General features: G+C 40.2%; 14 protein-coding genes. All 14 read left to right on the top strand.

What is annotated here, in order from left to right; all coding sequences use genetic code 11:
• Positions 1 to 107: 107 nt before the first annotated feature.
• On the top strand, positions 108 to 575 hold the full coding sequence (locus tag NGR58_RS00190; RefSeq protein ID WP_258087741.1) for a PH domain-containing protein: 468 nt from the start codon (positions 108 to 110) through the stop codon (positions 573 to 575).
• Positions 565 to 2,031, top strand: coding sequence for a PH domain-containing protein (locus tag NGR58_RS00195; protein ID WP_258087742.1), 1,467 nt, complete (start codon positions 565 to 567; stop codon positions 2,029 to 2,031). The genes NGR58_RS00190 and NGR58_RS00195 overlap by 11 nt, the downstream gene beginning before the upstream one ends.
• Before the next feature lie 76 nt (positions 2,032 to 2,107).
• Positions 2,108 to 2,665, top strand: a complete 558-nt coding sequence (locus NGR58_RS00200; RefSeq protein WP_258087743.1) for a LemA family protein — start codon at positions 2,108 to 2,110, stop codon at positions 2,663 to 2,665.
• Positions 2,647 to 4,401, top strand: coding sequence for a DUF2207 domain-containing protein (locus NGR58_RS00205; RefSeq protein ID WP_258087744.1), 1,755 nt, complete (start codon positions 2,647 to 2,649; stop codon positions 4,399 to 4,401). The genes NGR58_RS00200 and NGR58_RS00205 overlap by 19 nt, the downstream gene beginning before the upstream one ends.
• A gap of 182 nt (positions 4,402 to 4,583) precedes the next feature.
• Positions 4,584 to 6,086, top strand: coding sequence for a gluconate:H+ symporter (locus NGR58_RS00210; protein ID WP_258087745.1), 1,503 nt, complete (start codon positions 4,584 to 4,586; stop codon positions 6,084 to 6,086).
• Positions 6,087 to 6,306: 220 nt separating this feature from the next.
• On the top strand, positions 6,307 to 7,572 hold the full coding sequence (gene yfmF, locus NGR58_RS00215) for an EF-P 5-aminopentanol modification-associated protein YfmF (RefSeq protein WP_258087746.1): 1,266 nt from the start codon (positions 6,307 to 6,309) through the stop codon (positions 7,570 to 7,572).
• Positions 7,562 to 8,842, top strand: coding sequence for an EF-P 5-aminopentanol modification-associated protein YfmH (gene yfmH, locus NGR58_RS00220; protein WP_258087747.1), 1,281 nt, complete (start codon positions 7,562 to 7,564; stop codon positions 8,840 to 8,842). Before yfmF ends, yfmH begins: the two co-directional genes overlap by 11 nt.
• Positions 8,843 to 8,911: 69 nt before the next feature.
• A complete protein-coding gene (locus NGR58_RS00225; protein ID WP_258087748.1) occupies positions 8,912 to 9,871 on the top strand; it encodes a helix-turn-helix domain-containing protein in 960 nt (319 codons plus the stop codon).
• Between the two features lie 21 nt (positions 9,872 to 9,892).
• A complete protein-coding gene (gene pgsA, locus NGR58_RS00230) occupies positions 9,893 to 10,477 on the top strand; it encodes a CDP-diacylglycerol--glycerol-3-phosphate 3-phosphatidyltransferase (protein ID WP_115471225.1) in 585 nt (194 codons plus the stop codon).
• A gap of 310 nt (positions 10,478 to 10,787) precedes the next feature.
• Entirely contained in the window at positions 10,788 to 11,270 is a 483-nt protein-coding gene (locus NGR58_RS00235) for a nicotinamide-nucleotide amidohydrolase family protein (protein ID WP_115471226.1), read from the top strand.
• 78 nt (positions 11,271 to 11,348) lie between these two features.
• Entirely contained in the window at positions 11,349 to 12,494 is a 1,146-nt protein-coding gene (recA, locus tag NGR58_RS00240) for a recombinase RecA (RefSeq protein ID WP_282556330.1), read from the top strand.
• Between the two features lie 125 nt (positions 12,495 to 12,619).
• Positions 12,620 to 14,902, top strand: coding sequence for an RNA polymerase recycling motor HelD (helD, locus tag NGR58_RS00245; protein ID WP_258087749.1), 2,283 nt, complete (start codon positions 12,620 to 12,622; stop codon positions 14,900 to 14,902).
• A gap of 6 nt (positions 14,903 to 14,908) precedes the next feature.
• A complete protein-coding gene (gene coaA / locus NGR58_RS00250) occupies positions 14,909 to 15,853 on the top strand; it encodes a type I pantothenate kinase (protein ID WP_258087750.1) in 945 nt (314 codons plus the stop codon).
• Positions 15,854 to 16,220: 367 nt separating this feature from the next.
• Positions 16,221 to 17,003: a LysM peptidoglycan-binding domain-containing protein gene (locus tag NGR58_RS00255; RefSeq protein ID WP_258087751.1), complete on the top strand. Its 783-nt coding sequence runs from the start codon at positions 16,221 to 16,223 to the stop codon at positions 17,001 to 17,003.
• Positions 17,004 to 17,112 lie beyond the last annotated feature (109 nt).

A 17,112-nucleotide genomic window follows, 5' to 3' on the forward strand; every position in this document is an offset into this window, starting at 1 on the left:
TGGCGGTTTTTTATGTTGTTACATTAAACCCGTGGATAGTGTTTGCTTTCCAAATTTCGTTTATGTTAGGCTTAAACTTATTATGTGAAGGGGTAGGTATTTACAAAATGGGGCAACAATTACCTAAGCGTATCAAAACGGTTTGGCGTTTACAGGCCGGGTTTAATCTTTTAATTGATATTGGCATTGTGGTGGGAATCATAGTGTGTCATTACTTTTTTTCATGGCCAACATGGCTGATATGGGTGGCGAGTTTACTTGCGATGATGGCGGCAATTATCCAATTTACCTTGATTCCTTATCGCTATCAATTTTGGTGCTATCAGCTTTCAGACCATGACGTCGAAATTACAACGGGCTTTTTCGTACGTAAAACGACGGCGGTGCCAATTTTAAGGATTCAAGATGTTACCTTGTCTGCGGGACCTTTATTGCAATTTAATCATTTACAATCAGTCAAGATTCATACAGCCGCCGCAGTACATGAAATCGGTGGAGTTGATCATGCCACCGCAACGAAATTAAAAAATCAAATTATGAACCTAGCCAAAGAGGAGGATGTTTATGACAGTTAAGGCAAAACATCTGCACCCCTTGGCACTAATTGTTTTTTTAGCTGAGGAAGTGAAGACGTGGTGGCTATTACTATTATTAGGTGCTATTAATGGTTTATGGTGGGTGCTTTTAGCAGCGATTTGCTTAGGATTATTTTTAATAGTTGGTCGCTATGCCACCATGACTTACACAATTACAACTAATGAAATTGTGATTAAAAGTGGCATGTTTAATAAAAAACAACATCATCTGACTTATCCAAAAATACAAACCTTTCAAACAAAACAATGGTTCTTTATGAAGCCACTGCATCTTGTTAGTTTAAAAATTGAAACATCGGCACATGTTGACAATCAAGCTGATGCCAGCTTACCAGTGATTACGGTAAAAGAAGTCAGAGAACTGGAACGATTAAAACAGAATAGTCATTCAAAAATGAATGATAATTCAGAATCGACGCCGAAGACGGCTGTTTCGCAATCAGCAGAAACACAACAGGCACAATATCAAATTAAATGGCGTGATTTAAATTTATATGCACTGACCTCATTTAGTGTTGTACCAATTTTAGCTGGGGTGCTGGCAATTTATAGCAACTTAGATGATGTTTTACCAGATCATTATATTAATCAAATATTTAGTCGTTTTAGTCAGCAGACAGCAACCGTGATTGTCTTTGACGTTGTTTGCTTAATCTTGTTGGCTATCGTGGCTGCCTATATGTTGATTATCCAGCGTTACTATCACTTTACAATTGTGCACCAGGGTTCACAGTTGACGACAAGAAAAGGTTTTTTTCAAACTAGTCGGGTGACCGTTCGTCTTAATCGAATTCAAAGCGTGGTGTATGTCCAATCGTGGTTACGACGTTTATTACATTTAACAACTGTGCAGGCGTTAGTGGCGGCGAACGCCTCAGATAATGAAGAAAGTGGTGATGTGGTCATTATGCCAGTCGTGCAGACGAAAGATGTGCGATATCAGACCCGCCGTTTTATTAATTGGTTGCCAAGCAAAGAAGTTGTACCTACTTCATGGCGACAAGCGAATGCCCATGGTCGTTGGGCATTGATTCGCAATCGCTTGTTAGTAGCTGCTATTGTGGTTATACCAACTTGCATTTTGTGGCGTCCCTATGGTTTGTTATCACTGATTTTGTTGCCGGTTGCGTGGGGACTGGGTGCTTATGTTGGTAAAACAAATGGTCTTGGTGTGACTGAAAATCATATTTTGGTTGCCCAAGTGGGTCGTTTATTTGGTAAAAAGCGCTATTATATGCCTAAGACAAATATTCAATCAATGCGAATATCGCAGAGTGTTTTTATGCGCCATACAGGACTGGTCCATTTAGAAATTCGTCTACGCAGTGGTAACAGTGAGTTATTAGTTGAAAATCGCTATTTACCAAAACGTGATACTCAGACGATTTACAACTGGTACCGTCAGACAGATGTGGCCAAAGAGTCTATCCAGTGATTTATAGTAGGCTTTATAGTATAAAGTAATAGAAGTGTCTCGATAAATCTAGCAAAATAGGACAGGAGAGATTGATATGGTATGGGGAATTATTATTGGTATTCTGGTTGTGATTATTATTGGGTGGCTAATTGCTATCTACAACCAGTTGGTGCGATTACGTGAAAATGTCCGTAATGCCATGGGACAAATTGCTGCGCAAGTTGAAAGTCGTTGGGATGCATTAACTAATTTAATGCAAGCGACTGAAAAGTATCAAACGTACGAAAGTAAAACCTTTGAAAAGATTGTTAACGCTCGTCAAAATGTGTCTGAACAATCAGATGTCGCCGATGTCAATGCGGATGAACAACAATTTAATCGGGTATTAGGGGTCGTGAATGCTTTGGCTGAGCAATATCCTGACTTAAAAGCGAGTCATGTTTATCAACAGACAATGACAGCAGTTGATGAATTTGAGAATAAAGTACGTTTATCACGTATGGTATACAACGACTCAGTTACAAAATTAAATCGGTCGATCCAAGTCTTTCCTAATTTCATGATTGCTGGTTCGATGGGCTTTAGTCAGGAAAAGTATTTCGAAAATACTCAAGGAAAACAGGAGATGCCACAATGGGAAAAATCAGAGTAAGATCACTCTGGTTACTATTTCTGGCATGTATCGTTTCGTTTTTCGTGTTGGGAAATAGCCAGAAGGTTGTGGCTGAACAAACCGTTAATCGCATGAATATCGATGTTTCTTTGAATGATCAAGGAACAGCCACAATTAAAGAAAATTGGTCCGTAACAGCTGATGAAGGTAGTGAAATTTACAAAGTTGTGAAGTTAGTTGGTCCTCAAGAGCTTTCGAATTATCAGGTTAGCATGGATGGCCGTCAATTTACGAGGCAATCAAATTGGCAAACTGATAATAATCGCCAGCAAAAGGCCTATCAATATGGTCAGAATGGGGATGAACTAAATTGGGGAATTACCTCATACGGTACTCATCAATATACGATTCAGTATCAAATCAGTAATTTTGTTGAACAAACGGCCACGAAGCAAATGATTGCTTGGCAGTTTTTAAACAGTGATGTGAAGATTTCGCCTAAAAACTTGCAAGTTGTTGTTCATGATCCAAACCGACAATTATCAGTGGATAATGGTTATGGTGTTTGGGGATTTGGCTTTGATGGGGAAACTGCGTTTAATAAGGGGCAGGTGACCATGCAAAGCAGCAAGAACTTGTCAGAAGATAATTACGTCAAAATGATTGTTCAAATCCCTAAGAATACCTATGGTACGGCATATAAAACGACACGTTCTTTTGATTCCTATATGCAAGAAGCCTTTAAAGGTAGTGATTATAATTATCAAGATTATAAGAACGGGGAAACCGTGAAGAATGATCAAGGACGCCGGCTAGCATTAATTGTGGTGACTGTTGTTATTCTGTTGGTATTGGGTGCTGGTATTTGGTTACTACTGTGGTATCGCAATTACCGTCGTTATTATCCAACTATTAAGACGTTACAAAAACAAACCAAAGGCGAGTACTATCGTGAAATTCCAACCGGTAGTATTTATAATGTTTACCAACTATTGAGTGCCATGTTATCGACGACAGTGACAAGTAATTTCTTGTCAGTCGGGTTGTTGCAACTGATGCGTGATCAATATTTGACCATTCAGACAAAAGATGCTGAAAAAAAGCCGAATAAGAAAAAAATCACGTTTATATTGGCTGATAAAGAATTGGCGGCGGATACGCCAGAACCGATTCAAAAGTTATATGAATTATTAAAACACGCAGCCAAAGACGGCGTTGTCACACAAAAAGATTTTGGTAAGTATTTAAGCAAACATAGTAAAAAACTTGAAGCATTAACGAAAGCTTTCGATCATTATAGTCAACAGTATGGTGAGGCCAATGATTTGGTTTATCCGACGAAAACAAAGCGAGTAAAAACTGATGATAAAAAGCGTGATCGGGCAAATCGGGCGGCTAGTTGGTTACAAGGCTTCCGTAAAAAGCCGGCTGCGGATGAAGTTGATTTGAATCTGGCTCGTCTAAAGAATTACTTGCAAGAATTTACATTGATCAATGAGCGAACACCACAAGAGGTTGGCTTGTGGGATGATCTAATGTTAGCGGCAGCCGCTTTTGGTATTGCTGAAGAGGTGGCCGAGCAACTAACAGTGGCTTATCCAGAGTATCAAGCAGAAAGTGTTTACTATCATGGGTCATTTTTCCCATTCTTTGCTGTTCAGCACTTTAGTAGTAGCGCCATGACAACCGCTGTTAGTACTGGTAGTGGTGGTGCCACGAGTATGTCCGGTGGTGGTAGCTTCGGTGGCGGCTCCGGTGGTGGTGGCTTCCGTTGATTATGCACAAAGTAAATTGGTGTGTACCAATTCCGGGACATCAAAAGGTGTCTTAAACGCTTTTTTTACAGTTTGTACAGTTGTAAAAAGTTAGTGGAAAGGTGTAAAATGACGTAGTTGAGCAATCGCTTACACAAGTGTGAGTGAAATTATTTTTTGATTGAAGAAGAGGTTAGTGTATTATGTTCACAATGCTAACAGGATTATCAATTGACAAATCTACAGGACTGTATCAATGGTTGCTAAATGATTTTAATATTTGGCCATTTTTGATTCTAGTTCTTGGAATTGCCTTGTTGCTATTTTTTATCCTGAAGTTAAATGTTAATACCTTCGTGGCATTAATTATTACATCTATTTTAGTTGCCCTTGGTCTGGGTATGAACCCAGCCGGAATCGCCGATGCGTTGAAAGATGGTATCGGTGGCACGATGGGTGAGCTGATCATCGTCTTTGGATTTGGATCGATGATTGGTCGTTTGGTTTCTGATTCTGGTGGTTCCTACCGTATTGCCACAACGCTGATTAGAAAATTCGGTAAGAAGCGTTTGCAGTGGGCAGTTGCTGGTGCATCATTTATCATTGGTATTTCTTTGCTATTCGAAGTTGGACTAGTTGTTTTGATCCCAATTGTATTTACAATTGCGCTTGAAGCTGAAGTACCTTTGCTTTACTTGGGAATCCCAATGGCTGCAGCATTGTCTGCCGCTCAAGGGTTCTTGCCACCACAGCCATCACCTACAGCAGTTACTAATATTCTAGGTGCTAACATTGGTATCGTCTTAATGTATGGTATTGTTGTTGCCATCATTGCGATGTTAGTTGCTGGACCATACTTCACTCGTGTTATTAAGAAGTTTGAGCCTAAAGCATTTAAGATTACCAAGAAGTTAGATGCTATTGGTGAAGTTAAGACGTTTAAGTTAGAAGATACACCATCATTTGGATTGGCAATCACTACTTCATTGATGCCTGTTATCTTCATGCTTATTTCAACGATTTACACGTTGACAGTTAACGCTGGTAAGCAAGTTTACTCAGGTACGGTTGGTGATGCCTCATGGAAGGCTATGTCAGCTGCCACTCAAAGTGGTTACGTTACTGATCCATCAGTATTAGACAAGATTGTTGCTATGTTTGGAAACCCTGTAATTGCCATGGTCGTGGCTATGTCATTTGCGATCTGGTCAATGGGACCAAAGCAAGGTCGTACAATGGGTGAAGTTGGTGACTCAATGGGTAATGCCTTGAAGTCAATCGCTAACCTATTGATGGTTATCGGTGGTGGTGCCGCTTTCAAGGGAATCTTGACAGCCGGTGGTATCTCTGATGCAATTGCTGACGCTTTCTCAAACACGTCATTGTCACCAATTATCTTTGCTTGGCTTATTGCTTTGATTTTGCGTGTGTCAGTTGGATCAGCAACAGTCGCTGGTTTGACAACAGCCGGAATCGTTGCACCATTGGTAGCAAGTCAATCAGCTGTTGATCCAGCCTTTGTTGTCTTGGCTATTGGTGCCGGTTCAGTTGGTATCTCACACGTTAACGATGCTGGTTTCTGGATGTTCAAGGAGTTCTTCGATTTGGACGTCAAACAAACTTTGAAGATTTGGACGGTACTAGAAACATTGATTTCTGTTGTCGGCTTGATCGTTATCTTAGCTTTGTCAGCAATCTTTTCATAATTAATATAAATAAACGTAAAAACTGGGATAGATTTTCTATCTCAGTTTTTTATTTGTCTTTAGGAAAATGATGACAAATAAAAAAACTATTAATCCTTATTAGGAAATGTGGTAAGTCGCTAGTCGAAAGGTTATACTTAAAGACAATTGCTAATTTTAAGCACATATTTTAAATGAAAGTGAAAATACAAGAGCTATTTTCATCAGAGAAGGTACGTTTGTGGTAACAAAAGAAATTCAAACGGGTGTGTTTGTCCACGTTTTACCGACAAAACAATTTGCAACAACGCACATCGCGGTTAATTTTACGCAACAATTAAATCAACAAACTCTCAATGCACGTGTCCTAGCAAGTAATATGCTGGAAACGGCTTCTGCAAAGTATTCCTCGCAAACCAAGCTTGCTCAGGCACTAAGCGAAATGACTGGGGCAGCCTTTGGGACAGAGATTTTTAAAGTCGGTCAATTACATACCATTCGCTTGCAATTAAATTTGGTTCACGAAACTTTTGCAACGACAGATAGTGATATTCTGCGTGATGGGTTTAATTTTTTAAATGAAGTCATTAATTGGCCAATGGGTGATGAGTCAGTTGGTTTTTCACCAGTCATGTTTAATCGACAAAAAGAAATTGCCCTTGATGAAGTTGCTGGTCTTCGCGAAGATAAACCTTACTATGCCTTACGAGAAGCCTTGCAAGCTTATTTTGGCTCTGCAGATCAGGCATTGCCAGCTTTTGGAACCATTTCTGGTTTGCAAGCTACCACGCCACAACAAGCTTGGCATGTTTGGCAAGAAAGTGTCGCAAATGATCGTATTGATATTGTGGTCGTAGGGGATATTGCCTTAGCCGAGGTGCTTGCAGTAACAACGCAATTTAATTTTGCACCACGCCATCATCAATTGCAGGCAATCTATCAGCAAAAGTTATTCCCACAAGTTAAGCAGGTCAAGTCACAGGATGATGTAAACCAAGCCCGTTTAGTGTTGGGCTATACATTAATGTCGGCTGGTGATGAACGCTTTGTTGCTAATGTGTTTAATGGTCTATTTGGTGGCCTGGCGATTTCAAGGTTATTTTTAAACGTTCGTGAATCAGCAGGGCTAGTTTATGGTATCTCATCGGATTACAATCCATATACTGGATTATTGATCGTAGAAGCAGGTGTTGATCAAGTTAATCTAGCTATTACAACAGCAAAAGTTAATGAAGAATTACAACGTCTCCAACAGGAATTAGTTCCTGATGAAGAATTGGCAGTAGTAAAACAATTATTAAAGACATCGTATACGATGACCTTGGATCAGCCACTTTATTTAGCAGATCGTCTGTATAATCAACAAGTCTTAGATCAGCCAATCACCGATGACGCTTGGTTGGAAAAGATTGACGCGGTAACGGCTGAACAAGTTCGAAGTTTCGCACAGCGTGCAGTTTGGCAATTGCAGTATGAAATGGTTGGGGGAGAAGTGAATGTTGGCTAAATCACAAAAATTTTTACCAGCTGAAAGACATCTAACTTTGTCGAACGGTTTGCGGGTGCACCTGCTCCCACGACCAGACTTTCACCAAGTGGTCGCAATGGTCACGGTAGACTATGGTGCTCGTGATCGACTGTTTATGGATCAAGGGAAACTTGTTTCACAACCAGCTGGTGTTGCTCATTTTGTCGAGCATCGTCTGTTTGCACAACCAGAATATGATGCGTTTTCACGATTAAGCGAACTTGGGGCAAATGCTAATGCATTTACGACCCAGACACGAACAAGTTATTATCTGTCAACAACCGTTGGTAATCAAGCAGCATTGCAAGAATTATTGACATTCACGCAAGAACCGTATTTTGACTTAGCAACTGTCCAACGTGAACAAGAAATAATTACGCAAGAAATAGACATGTATGAGGATGATATTAATTCAAAACTATACCGTCTAATCCTAGCGCGTTTATACCCAGATGATCCTTTAGGACAGGATATTGCGGGTACAGTCGAATCAGTTCACCAAATCACGCCGGAACAGTTGCAGTTAGCATTTTCATCATTTTATCAACCAGATAATATGGATGTGGTGGTCACGGGAGCTTTTGATGAGACCAAGTTACTGTCATTGATTGAAAACTCACCAGCAGGGCAGCGCGTAGGAGCCAAATCAGTTACCAAGTTGGTGCCAGAATTAAAACCTGTCATCACAACGCCATTAGAAGTGCCTTTAAATGTCGTACGGAATAAAGTGGTATTGGGTCAACGATGGGAACTAGATTTCGCCAAATTGTCGCGACGTGATATTTTACGGGTGACAATTATTGGTAGTCTCGCTATCGATCTTGTCTTTGGTGAGTTTTCACCAACGTATATGACTTGGTATAACGATGGCCTCATTGATGATAACTTTAGTGCCGACTTTGACGCGGAACGACACTTTGCTTATTTGACAATTGCTGCTGAAACGGCAGAACCAGAGCGCGTCATTGCAGCAGTTTCGCAGGTTTTGAATGATTTAACGGCGCAAGTTGTCCAACTTAAGACTAGTTTTAAGTTGGTGAAGAATGATGCCTTAAGTCGTTTGATCAATAAATTAAATCAACTAGAAGAAACGGCCATTCGCTTTGAAGGCCAAACTTTTGATGAGGCAACCTTGCAAGATGAAATAGCTATTTTGCAAGCGCTAACAGTCAATGATATGATTATGGTATTAACACAGACAGCGGTCAGCCCAGTGGCCAGCATAATCGCTCGACCTGATATGTTGTAATTATGTTAAAATGAAATAGAATGCAATTATATTTATTATGCTAAATTTTAAAAGTTAGGATGAGAGATTATGAATGAAGAACGCAATAGCGCTATCGGACAAGAGCTCCAACAGGCTCGACTTGATAAAGGGCTATCACTTGATGATGTTCAACAATCAACGAAAATTCAAAAACGCTACTTAGCGGCGATTGAAAGTGGCCAATTTGATCAATTACCAGGTGCCTTTTATGAACGCGCATTTGTCCGTCAATATGCAACGGCGGTTGGAATAGATGCGGTTGCCTTCATGCAAAAATATGAAAATGAAGACGCTGAAACACCACAACCTGATTTAAGTGCAGCACGTGTTGATGCAGATAATGTGACTCGTGCGGGCATGCATCAAAATGAAGAGACAGTTGCTGATAAAACTCGAAGCATGATGCCAAAAATCATTATTGGTGTGGTCATCGTTGCGATTATCGCCATTATTTGGGCAGTGGTTTCATCGTTTGCTGGTTCTGCTAAGCAAGAATCAAAGAATCAGTCGACCGTCTCAGTATCAACATCACAAGTTGCTAACAAGGATTCTTCTTCAAAGAAGGCGTCATCAAAGTCATCAGCAACGACATCTTCTGATAGTGAGTCAAAATCATCAGCATCAAGCAGCTCAAAGAAGGCATCATCAAAGTCATCTTCTGAAAAGAAGGAAAAGACAGCTAAAGTTGACTTGGGCGAAAGTAATGTAAGTGGGACGACAGTTAGCTACGACTCAGTGAAAGCCCCTAACAAGGCAATGAAGATGCAGTTGAAGGCGGAAGATGGTTCTTCATGGATGCAAGTTAGTGATGCAGCTGGTACCGTATTGTGGAATGGTACTGTGGAAGATAGTAAGACGCAAGAGGTTGAGATTCCAACATCAGCAAATGGTGTGCAGGTTTCAATTGGAAATGCCTTAGCAACAAAAGTATCACTAAATGGTAAGTCAGTAGACTTGCAATCTAATAATGCGAGTGTTTGGCACTTGAATATGAACTTTACACGATAAAAACGTAGGAGCAAATAAAAAATGAATTTACCAAATCAACTGACTGTATTTCGAATGATTTTGATTCCAGTGTTTATGTTAGTATTGTCAATTTCACCTGATTGGGGTGTTTTGTCGTTTGGCGGTACAACATTACCTGTCGCACATTTAGTCGCTGCAATTATATTTATTGGCGCATCATTAACTGATCTTGCCGATGGTAAAATTGCTCGTAAGCGTCACTTGATCACAAACTTTGGTAAGTTTGCGGATCCACTAGCTGATAAGTTACTCGTTATGACAGCCTTGATTTATTTTGTTCAATTTGATTGGGTACCAGCTTGGATGGTTGCCATTATTGTTATCCGTGAGTTAGCAATTACTGGTTTGCGTACGTTGATTGTTGAAAATAATGGTAAGGTTTTGGCAGCAGCTATGCCGGGAAAGATTAAGACCGCTTCACAAATGGTCTCAATTTCTTTCTTCCTACTACATGATGTTTTCTTCGAAATGATCAATGTACCATTCGCCATGATTATGATGTGGATTGCCTTAATCGCAACGGTTTACTCAGGAATTGATTACTTCTATAAGAACCGTGGCGTATTCGCCGATGGGTTTAAATAGAGCGAGACAAAAGACGTTTTGAAGCCGGTTGTAACGATGATTGCGTTATTTTGGCTCGTAGCAAAGCGAAGAGACAGAATTACGTAATCGTTGTTACATTAAGGCTTCAGTCTTTTGGAACGCGTTTGAGAGAGTGAGACAAAAAGCGCCTTGAATCTCATAATAAATGAAATTTAAGTATAAAAGCCGGGACGAAATGTCCTGGCTTTTATATTCCATAATGGTCGTCGAATATCAATTTTTGATTTATACTAATAAAAGACATTTATAGAACATGTTGCTTCTTTATTAATGGGGAAGGAGGTTGGCAATGCAACAAGAACAAGTTGGAAAAAGTTTAATTACTCGTCACCAAACGATTACATCAGCTGAATCTTTAACAGCTGGGTTGTTTGTGGCAACATTAGCTGAAGTTAGTGGTATCTCTGCAGCGCTACCAGGGGCTTTTGTGACTTATGCGGCAGCTGCTAAAACGAAATTAGTGGGGGTGCCCGCAGAATTGATTACGCAGTATGGTGTCGTATCTGACCAAGTGGCGCAAGCTATGGCCAAGGGTGCGCAAGCAAAGTTAACAACTGATTGGGCGATTAGCTTTACTGGCGTTGCTGGTCCGGATGCGCTAGAAGGACACCCAGCTGGGACAGTCTATATTGGTGTGGCAACGCCGTCTGGACAAACAATGGCGCAGAAATATCAGTTTAGTGGTGATCGGCAAGCAGTCCGTGAGGCGAGTGTCGCAGCTGGCTTTGACTGGTTGGCAGATTTATTAGCCAAAGAATCGTCAATTGATTAGATGTATTGAAAAAAAGTGTTAATTAGGTTACACTAGAACTGCGTTAAGTTAAAGTTAATGAGTGGAGGCCCAAAAGATATGGCTACAGGAAAGAATATTAATCCAAATAAAAAATTAGAAGGTAAGATTACTGACCCTAAAGAACGTCAAAATGCATTGAATGATGCTTTGAAAAAGATTGAAAAGTCTTTCGGTAAGGGCTCGGTTATGAAGCTTGGAGACAGTCGCTTCACCAAAGTTGAATCAACACCAACTGGTTCATTAAAGCTGGATGTGGCTTTGGGTATTGGTGGTTATCCAAAGGGTCGTGTTGTTGAAATATATGGACCTGAATCATCTGGTAAGACGACCTTGGCTTTGCATGCGGTTGCGGAAGCACAAAAAAATGGTGGTATCGTTGCCTATATTGATGCTGAAAATGCGATGGATGTGGAATATGCCAAAGCATTAGGTGTTGATGTTGATGAACTACTATTATCTCAACCAGATACTGGTGAGCAAGGATTGGCCATTGCGGACGCTTTGGTAGCATCAGGTGCGATTGATATGGTCGTTGTCGACTCTGTTGCCGCTTTGACACCTAAGGCAGAAATTGATGGTGAAATCGGTGACTCGTCAGTTGGTTTGCAAGCACGCATGATGTCACAAGCGCTACGTAAGATGTCAGGTGCTATCTTGAAGACAGGAACGACGGCTATCTTTATCAATCAATTACGTGAAAAGATTGGTGTGATGTTTGGTAATCCTGAGACAACTCCTGGTGGACGTGCATTGAAGTTCTATTCATCAGTACGTTTGGATGTTCGTCGTAAGGGTGGTATTGATGCAACTAAGGCAGATGGCGATAATATCAAATCTGTTGGTAATTTGACACGTATTAAGGTCGTTAAGAATAAGGTTGCCGCACCATTCCGTGAAGTTGAAGTTGAAATTCTCTTTGGAAAGGGAATTTCAAAGACTGGTGAAATGATTGACTTGGCAGCTGATAAAGAAATCATCATTAAAGCTGGTTCATGGTTCTCTTATAAGGGTGAAAAGATTGGCCAAGGAAAGGTCAATGTTATTCGCTGGTTAGAGGAACCAGAACATAAAGAAATCTATGATAAAATTTATGATCAAGTTCGTCTGGCTTATATTGGTAGCCATGATGGATCAGCTGATGCACCTGAAGCTGCACAAGAAGCAGATGGTGATGAAGTGCCATTGGATATTGAAGAAAAGTAATCTATAATTAATAGACAGAAACTGGGACATCATGTTTGTCCCAGTTTTTGTCTGTAAAAATAACTAGCGAAACAGGCTAAAGTGGTGTAACATAGAAACACTAATTTTTATCGGGGGAGCATAACATGACGCCGTATGACTCAGAGCAAAAACGCCTAGATTCTGTACTAGAAAAAATTCAGAATGCTAAGGCAAATAATAAAATGCAACAAACGAACGCCAAGGAAAAGAAGGCGGATGTTGATTCTGGCTGGAAAGATGTTCGTTTTAAGACATCAACGTATGGTAGCTTGTTTGAGACAGCGATGTCGGTTCGTCAACAACAACAAATGTTACAAGAACGTGAGTTGGCAATGGATTCAGCCGAACATCAGGCAGTTGTATTGGACCGTTTGACTGAACGTCCTTATTTTGCACGCATTGATGTGCAAGAAAAGGGAGCAGAAAAGGTTGATCAAATCTATATTGGTTTAGCATCATTTTCAGATGGACCAGATAATTTCTTGATTTATGATTGGCGTGCACCAATTTCTTCTATCTATTATGATGGTGGTTTGGGTAAAGTCTCTTATGACACGCCTGATGGTAAACAAGATGCTGAAGTCTCTTTGAAACGTCAATTTCAAATTGAAGATGGCACAATTGTCACAATTTTTGATACTGACGAAGCAGTTGGTGATCAGATGCTGCTTAATGCGGTTTCAGGTGAATCAACGACTAAGATGAAGTCAATCGTTACGACGATTCAAAAGGAACAAAATAAAATTATCCGTAATACGGCAGCGGACTTGTTGTTTGTCCAAGGAGCTGCTGGTTCTGGTAAAACATCAGCTGTACTACAACGAGTGGCTTATCTGCTTTACCGTTATCGTGGTCATTTAACTTCAGGACAGGTCGTACTATTCTCGCCAAATCAATTGTTTAATGATTATATCGACCAAGTGCTACCAGAATTAGGTGAGCAAAACATGGTGCAAATGACCTTCTATCAGTATGCATCACGTCGTTTGCCTAGGTTACAGTTGGAAACGTTGCAAGAACGTTTTGAATCACAACCAACAGGTATGGCCAAGCAAATTATTGACTTAAAGGGGACAAGTGCCTACTTTAAAGCCATGCAAGCGTACGCGCAATCATTAAACCAAGCCAATTTGAAACTACGGCCGATTAAATTCCGTGGTCAAGAAATAATCAGCAAGGATAAAATTGCAGAAATCTATTATTCATTTAATGATAACTACAACCTTGGTAATCGTCTGCATGCGACGAAAGAACAATTGATGAAAATTTTGCAAGGTAAATCAGGTAATGAAGTTCATGCTGATTGGGTAGAAAATGAAGTACAAAATTTGAGTAAAGAACAATATGATACGATGCTCCGTGACAACCCACGTGAGTTTGATTCAGACGAAGCGGAGTATAAGTATATTGCGAAGCAGTTGGTAATGAAAGCATTTACGCCGGTTATCCGTGGTGTTAATCGTAATCATTTCATCAATATTAATGAGCAATTTGTTCACTTTTTAAAGTCAGTACCTCAGCTTATTAATTTGGCTGACTATGATATGAGTCAGGCAGACTGGCAAACCGGTGTTAAGCACACTATTGAACAAATGCGTCAAGGTGTTTTGCCAATGGCAGATATGACACCTTATATGATGTTATTCGATCTAATTAAGGGAAGTCGTGGGGAACGTGATATCCGTTTTGTCTTTATTGACGAAATTCAGGACTATACACCTTTCCAGTTGGCGTTCTTAAAGTTTAGTTTTCCAAAAGCTCGCTTTACAATGTTAGGTGACTTGAATCAGGCCATTTTTACCAAGGAAAACGCCGTTAGTTTGCAGGATGAATTGTCACAGTTATTTGATCCTGATAAGTCAGAGTACATTGAGTTAACCCAAACATATCGTTCAACCCAACAAATTACAGACTTTTCAAAAGATATTTTGATTAATGGTGCGCAAATTGATGCTTTTGAACGCGCGGGTGATTTACCAACGGTTTCAATCGTGCCAAATACTGAAGCAATGGTGACGGAAATTGTGCAACAATTAGCCGATAATCAAGCTGCAGAAGAGACAACGGCGATTATTACGAAGACTTTGGCGGAAGCTGAAATAGCCTATGCGGCTTTACGTGACCAAGCGGATGTCACGATTATCCGAACAGAGAATCAACGCTTAGTACCAGGAACAATTATTGTGCCTGCTTACTTGGCCAAGGGACTAGAATTTGATGCCGTTATTATGTGGAATGCGTCGCCAAAGGTGTATCATGGAGATGATGAACGACAACTTGTTTATACCATTGCATCTCGTGCAATGCATCAGTTAACGATATTTGCCGTTCAAGAATTGACGCCACTATTAGCGAATGTGGCTGATAACTTATACGAGATGAGGTAGTCTACTATGGCGACAGCACCGTTAAATTTTGCTGTTTTTAATAGAGAGAATTGGCAAAAATTAGCTAATCAGTATGTGGTGCCAGAAAAGATTGATATGACACCACAGACATTGCAGAACATTAAGGCATATAATGACCGCATTGTGATGGCCGATGTATTTAATATTTATGGACCGTTAGTGACCTATATTAAATTACGTTATGACCAGTATCGGCATGATATAGCAGAACGCGCTGATTTTCTTGGTCGGTCAGCATCACGAGGACCATTTATTATCGGTATTGCTGGTTCAGTGGCGGTTGGTAAATCGACAACAGCACGTTTATTACAATACATGTTGCAGTCAGCTTTCCCCGAGAAGGAAATTGCTTTAACGACAACGGACGGATTTTTATATTCTAATAAAAAATTACGGGCTGCTGGTATTTTTGACCGTAAAGGTTTTCCTGAGTCTTATGATATGGCAGAGTTGTTAGCGTTTATGAATGCATTGAAAGAAGGCAAACGGACTGTCCATTCGCCTAAGTATTCTCATGATATGTCCGATGTGTTGGTAGGTGAGTATGATGAGTTTGATAATCCAGATATTTTCATTATTGAAGGTATCAACACGTTACAAAGTGGGGCGAACACGCCTGTATACGTTTCGGATTTCTTTGACTTTTCGATTTATGTGGATGCCCAAACAGATTTGATCGAGCAATGGTATATTGAACGGTTTAAGGCGTTGCTATCGGCTGCAAAGGATAATCCGGCTGACAATGAATTCTTTGCTGAGTATACAAAGATGCCAACGGAACAAGCGGTAGCATCTGCTTTAGATGTGTGGCGCCAAGTAAATTTGCCCAACCTAAACGAATATATTTTACCAACTCGTGAGCGTGCCGATTTAGTATTGCATAAACAAGCTAATCACGAGATAGATACGATATGGTTACGCAAATTCTAAAAACATTACTTTTCAAAATGACGATAATGTAACAAAAAGCCATAAAGACGCCGAACATTCGTGTTCAGCGTCTTTATTTTTTATTTTTAAGGAAATTTTAGAGATTATTTTTCGAGTTAACTATCTTAATGTTTTCTTTATAAATCCCTATTTTATAGGGGATACTTTCTAATGTTACAAAAATATTTCGTGTATTGGCGGCTTTGAATTAACCGTTTAAATTCATGTAATGTTTATGTAACTTGCTATAAGCTGAAATTGTTAAACTATTACTTGTCGTTGGGTAATGCCCAATTCATCAACCTGCGTAGTCACAGGTATTAAATATAGTAATCAAAATTATCCATTAGGAGTATTATTAATTTTTATGAGTAGTAAAGTGAAACAAACAGCCTTAGCAGTTGCCGGAGTTGCGTCAGTCTTTGTTGCTGGTTCATCTATTGTTAATGCCGCATCAACTTATACAGTTAAAGAGGGCGATACTTTATCAGAAGTTGCCAACAAGTTCAACATGACAGTTGATGACTTGGTAAAGTCAAACGACTTGAAAGATGCGAACATGATCTTCGTTGATCAAAAGATTGAAGTGCCAGATTCAGCAGACCTTGCTGAAACTGATATTGATGCATCAACTGATTCTGCAGCTAACGATGCTGCTTCATTGGCAATGTCTCAAGCTGCTTCATCAGCTGCTGCAAGTTCAGCAGCCGCAGCATCATCAGCAGCCGCAGCTAGCTCAGCTGCTGCATCACAAGCTGCTGCTGACAAGGCTGCCGCAAGCGAAGCTGCTCAAGCAGATACGACTGCAGCTGCAGAGCCAGCTCAACAAGCTGCACCAGCAACTTCAAATGAGTCAGCTGCTGCAGAAAGCACACCATCATCAAGCAATGAAGCTGGTGGATCAGTTAAGGCACAATTCTTGGCTAACGGTGGAACTGAAGCTTTGTGGAGTTCAGTTGTTATGCCAGAATCAGGTGGAAATCCTAATGCCGTTTCACCAAATGGCTACCATGGTCTTGGTCAAACCAAAGAAGGTTGGGGATCTGGTAGTGTTGCCAGCCAAACTTCAGGAATGGTTAATTATGCCACTTCACGTTACGGTTCAGTTGAAAACGCAACGGCCTTCCGTCAAGCTAACGGTTGGTGGTAAAAAACACTTAATGAATAATAATCAGAAGATTGAGCAATTAAATTGTCTCGGTCTTCTTTTTTTATGAAAAAATTTCCGAAAGTTGTGAACACATCACAAACAACTGTTC

The organism is Weissella fangxianensis (assembly GCF_024718545.1).
Taxonomy (GTDB): Bacteria; Bacillota; Bacilli; order Lactobacillales; family Lactobacillaceae; genus Weissella; species Weissella fangxianensis.

What these genes read in the sequence shown, in the direction of transcription:
- NGR58_RS00190 (WP_258087741.1), top strand. Translation starts at nt 108, where the DNA reads ATGGGGCAACAATTACCTAAGCGTATCAAAACGGTTTGGCGTTTACAG.
- NGR58_RS00195 (WP_258087742.1), top strand. Translation starts at nt 565, where the DNA reads ATGACAGTTAAGGCAAAACATCTGCACCCCTTGGCACTAATTGTTTTT.
- NGR58_RS00200 (WP_258087743.1), top strand. Translation starts at nt 2,108, where the DNA reads ATGGTATGGGGAATTATTATTGGTATTCTGGTTGTGATTATTATTGGG.
- NGR58_RS00205 (WP_258087744.1), top strand. Translation starts at nt 2,647, where the DNA reads ATGGGAAAAATCAGAGTAAGATCACTCTGGTTACTATTTCTGGCATGT.
- NGR58_RS00210 (WP_258087745.1), top strand. Translation starts at nt 4,584, where the DNA reads ATGTTCACAATGCTAACAGGATTATCAATTGACAAATCTACAGGACTG.
- yfmH (WP_258087747.1), top strand. Translation starts at nt 7,562, where the DNA reads ATGTTGGCTAAATCACAAAAATTTTTACCAGCTGAAAGACATCTAACT.
- NGR58_RS00225 (WP_258087748.1), top strand. Translation starts at nt 8,912, where the DNA reads ATGAATGAAGAACGCAATAGCGCTATCGGACAAGAGCTCCAACAGGCT.
- pgsA (WP_115471225.1), top strand. Translation starts at nt 9,893, where the DNA reads ATGAATTTACCAAATCAACTGACTGTATTTCGAATGATTTTGATTCCA.
- NGR58_RS00235 (WP_115471226.1), top strand. Translation starts at nt 10,788, where the DNA reads ATGCAACAAGAACAAGTTGGAAAAAGTTTAATTACTCGTCACCAAACG.
- recA (WP_282556330.1), top strand. Translation starts at nt 11,349, where the DNA reads ATGGCTACAGGAAAGAATATTAATCCAAATAAAAAATTAGAAGGTAAG.
- helD (WP_258087749.1), top strand. Translation starts at nt 12,620, where the DNA reads ATGACGCCGTATGACTCAGAGCAAAAACGCCTAGATTCTGTACTAGAA.
- coaA (WP_258087750.1), top strand. Translation starts at nt 14,909, where the DNA reads ATGGCGACAGCACCGTTAAATTTTGCTGTTTTTAATAGAGAGAATTGG.
- NGR58_RS00255 (WP_258087751.1), top strand. Translation starts at nt 16,221, where the DNA reads ATGAGTAGTAAAGTGAAACAAACAGCCTTAGCAGTTGCCGGAGTTGCG.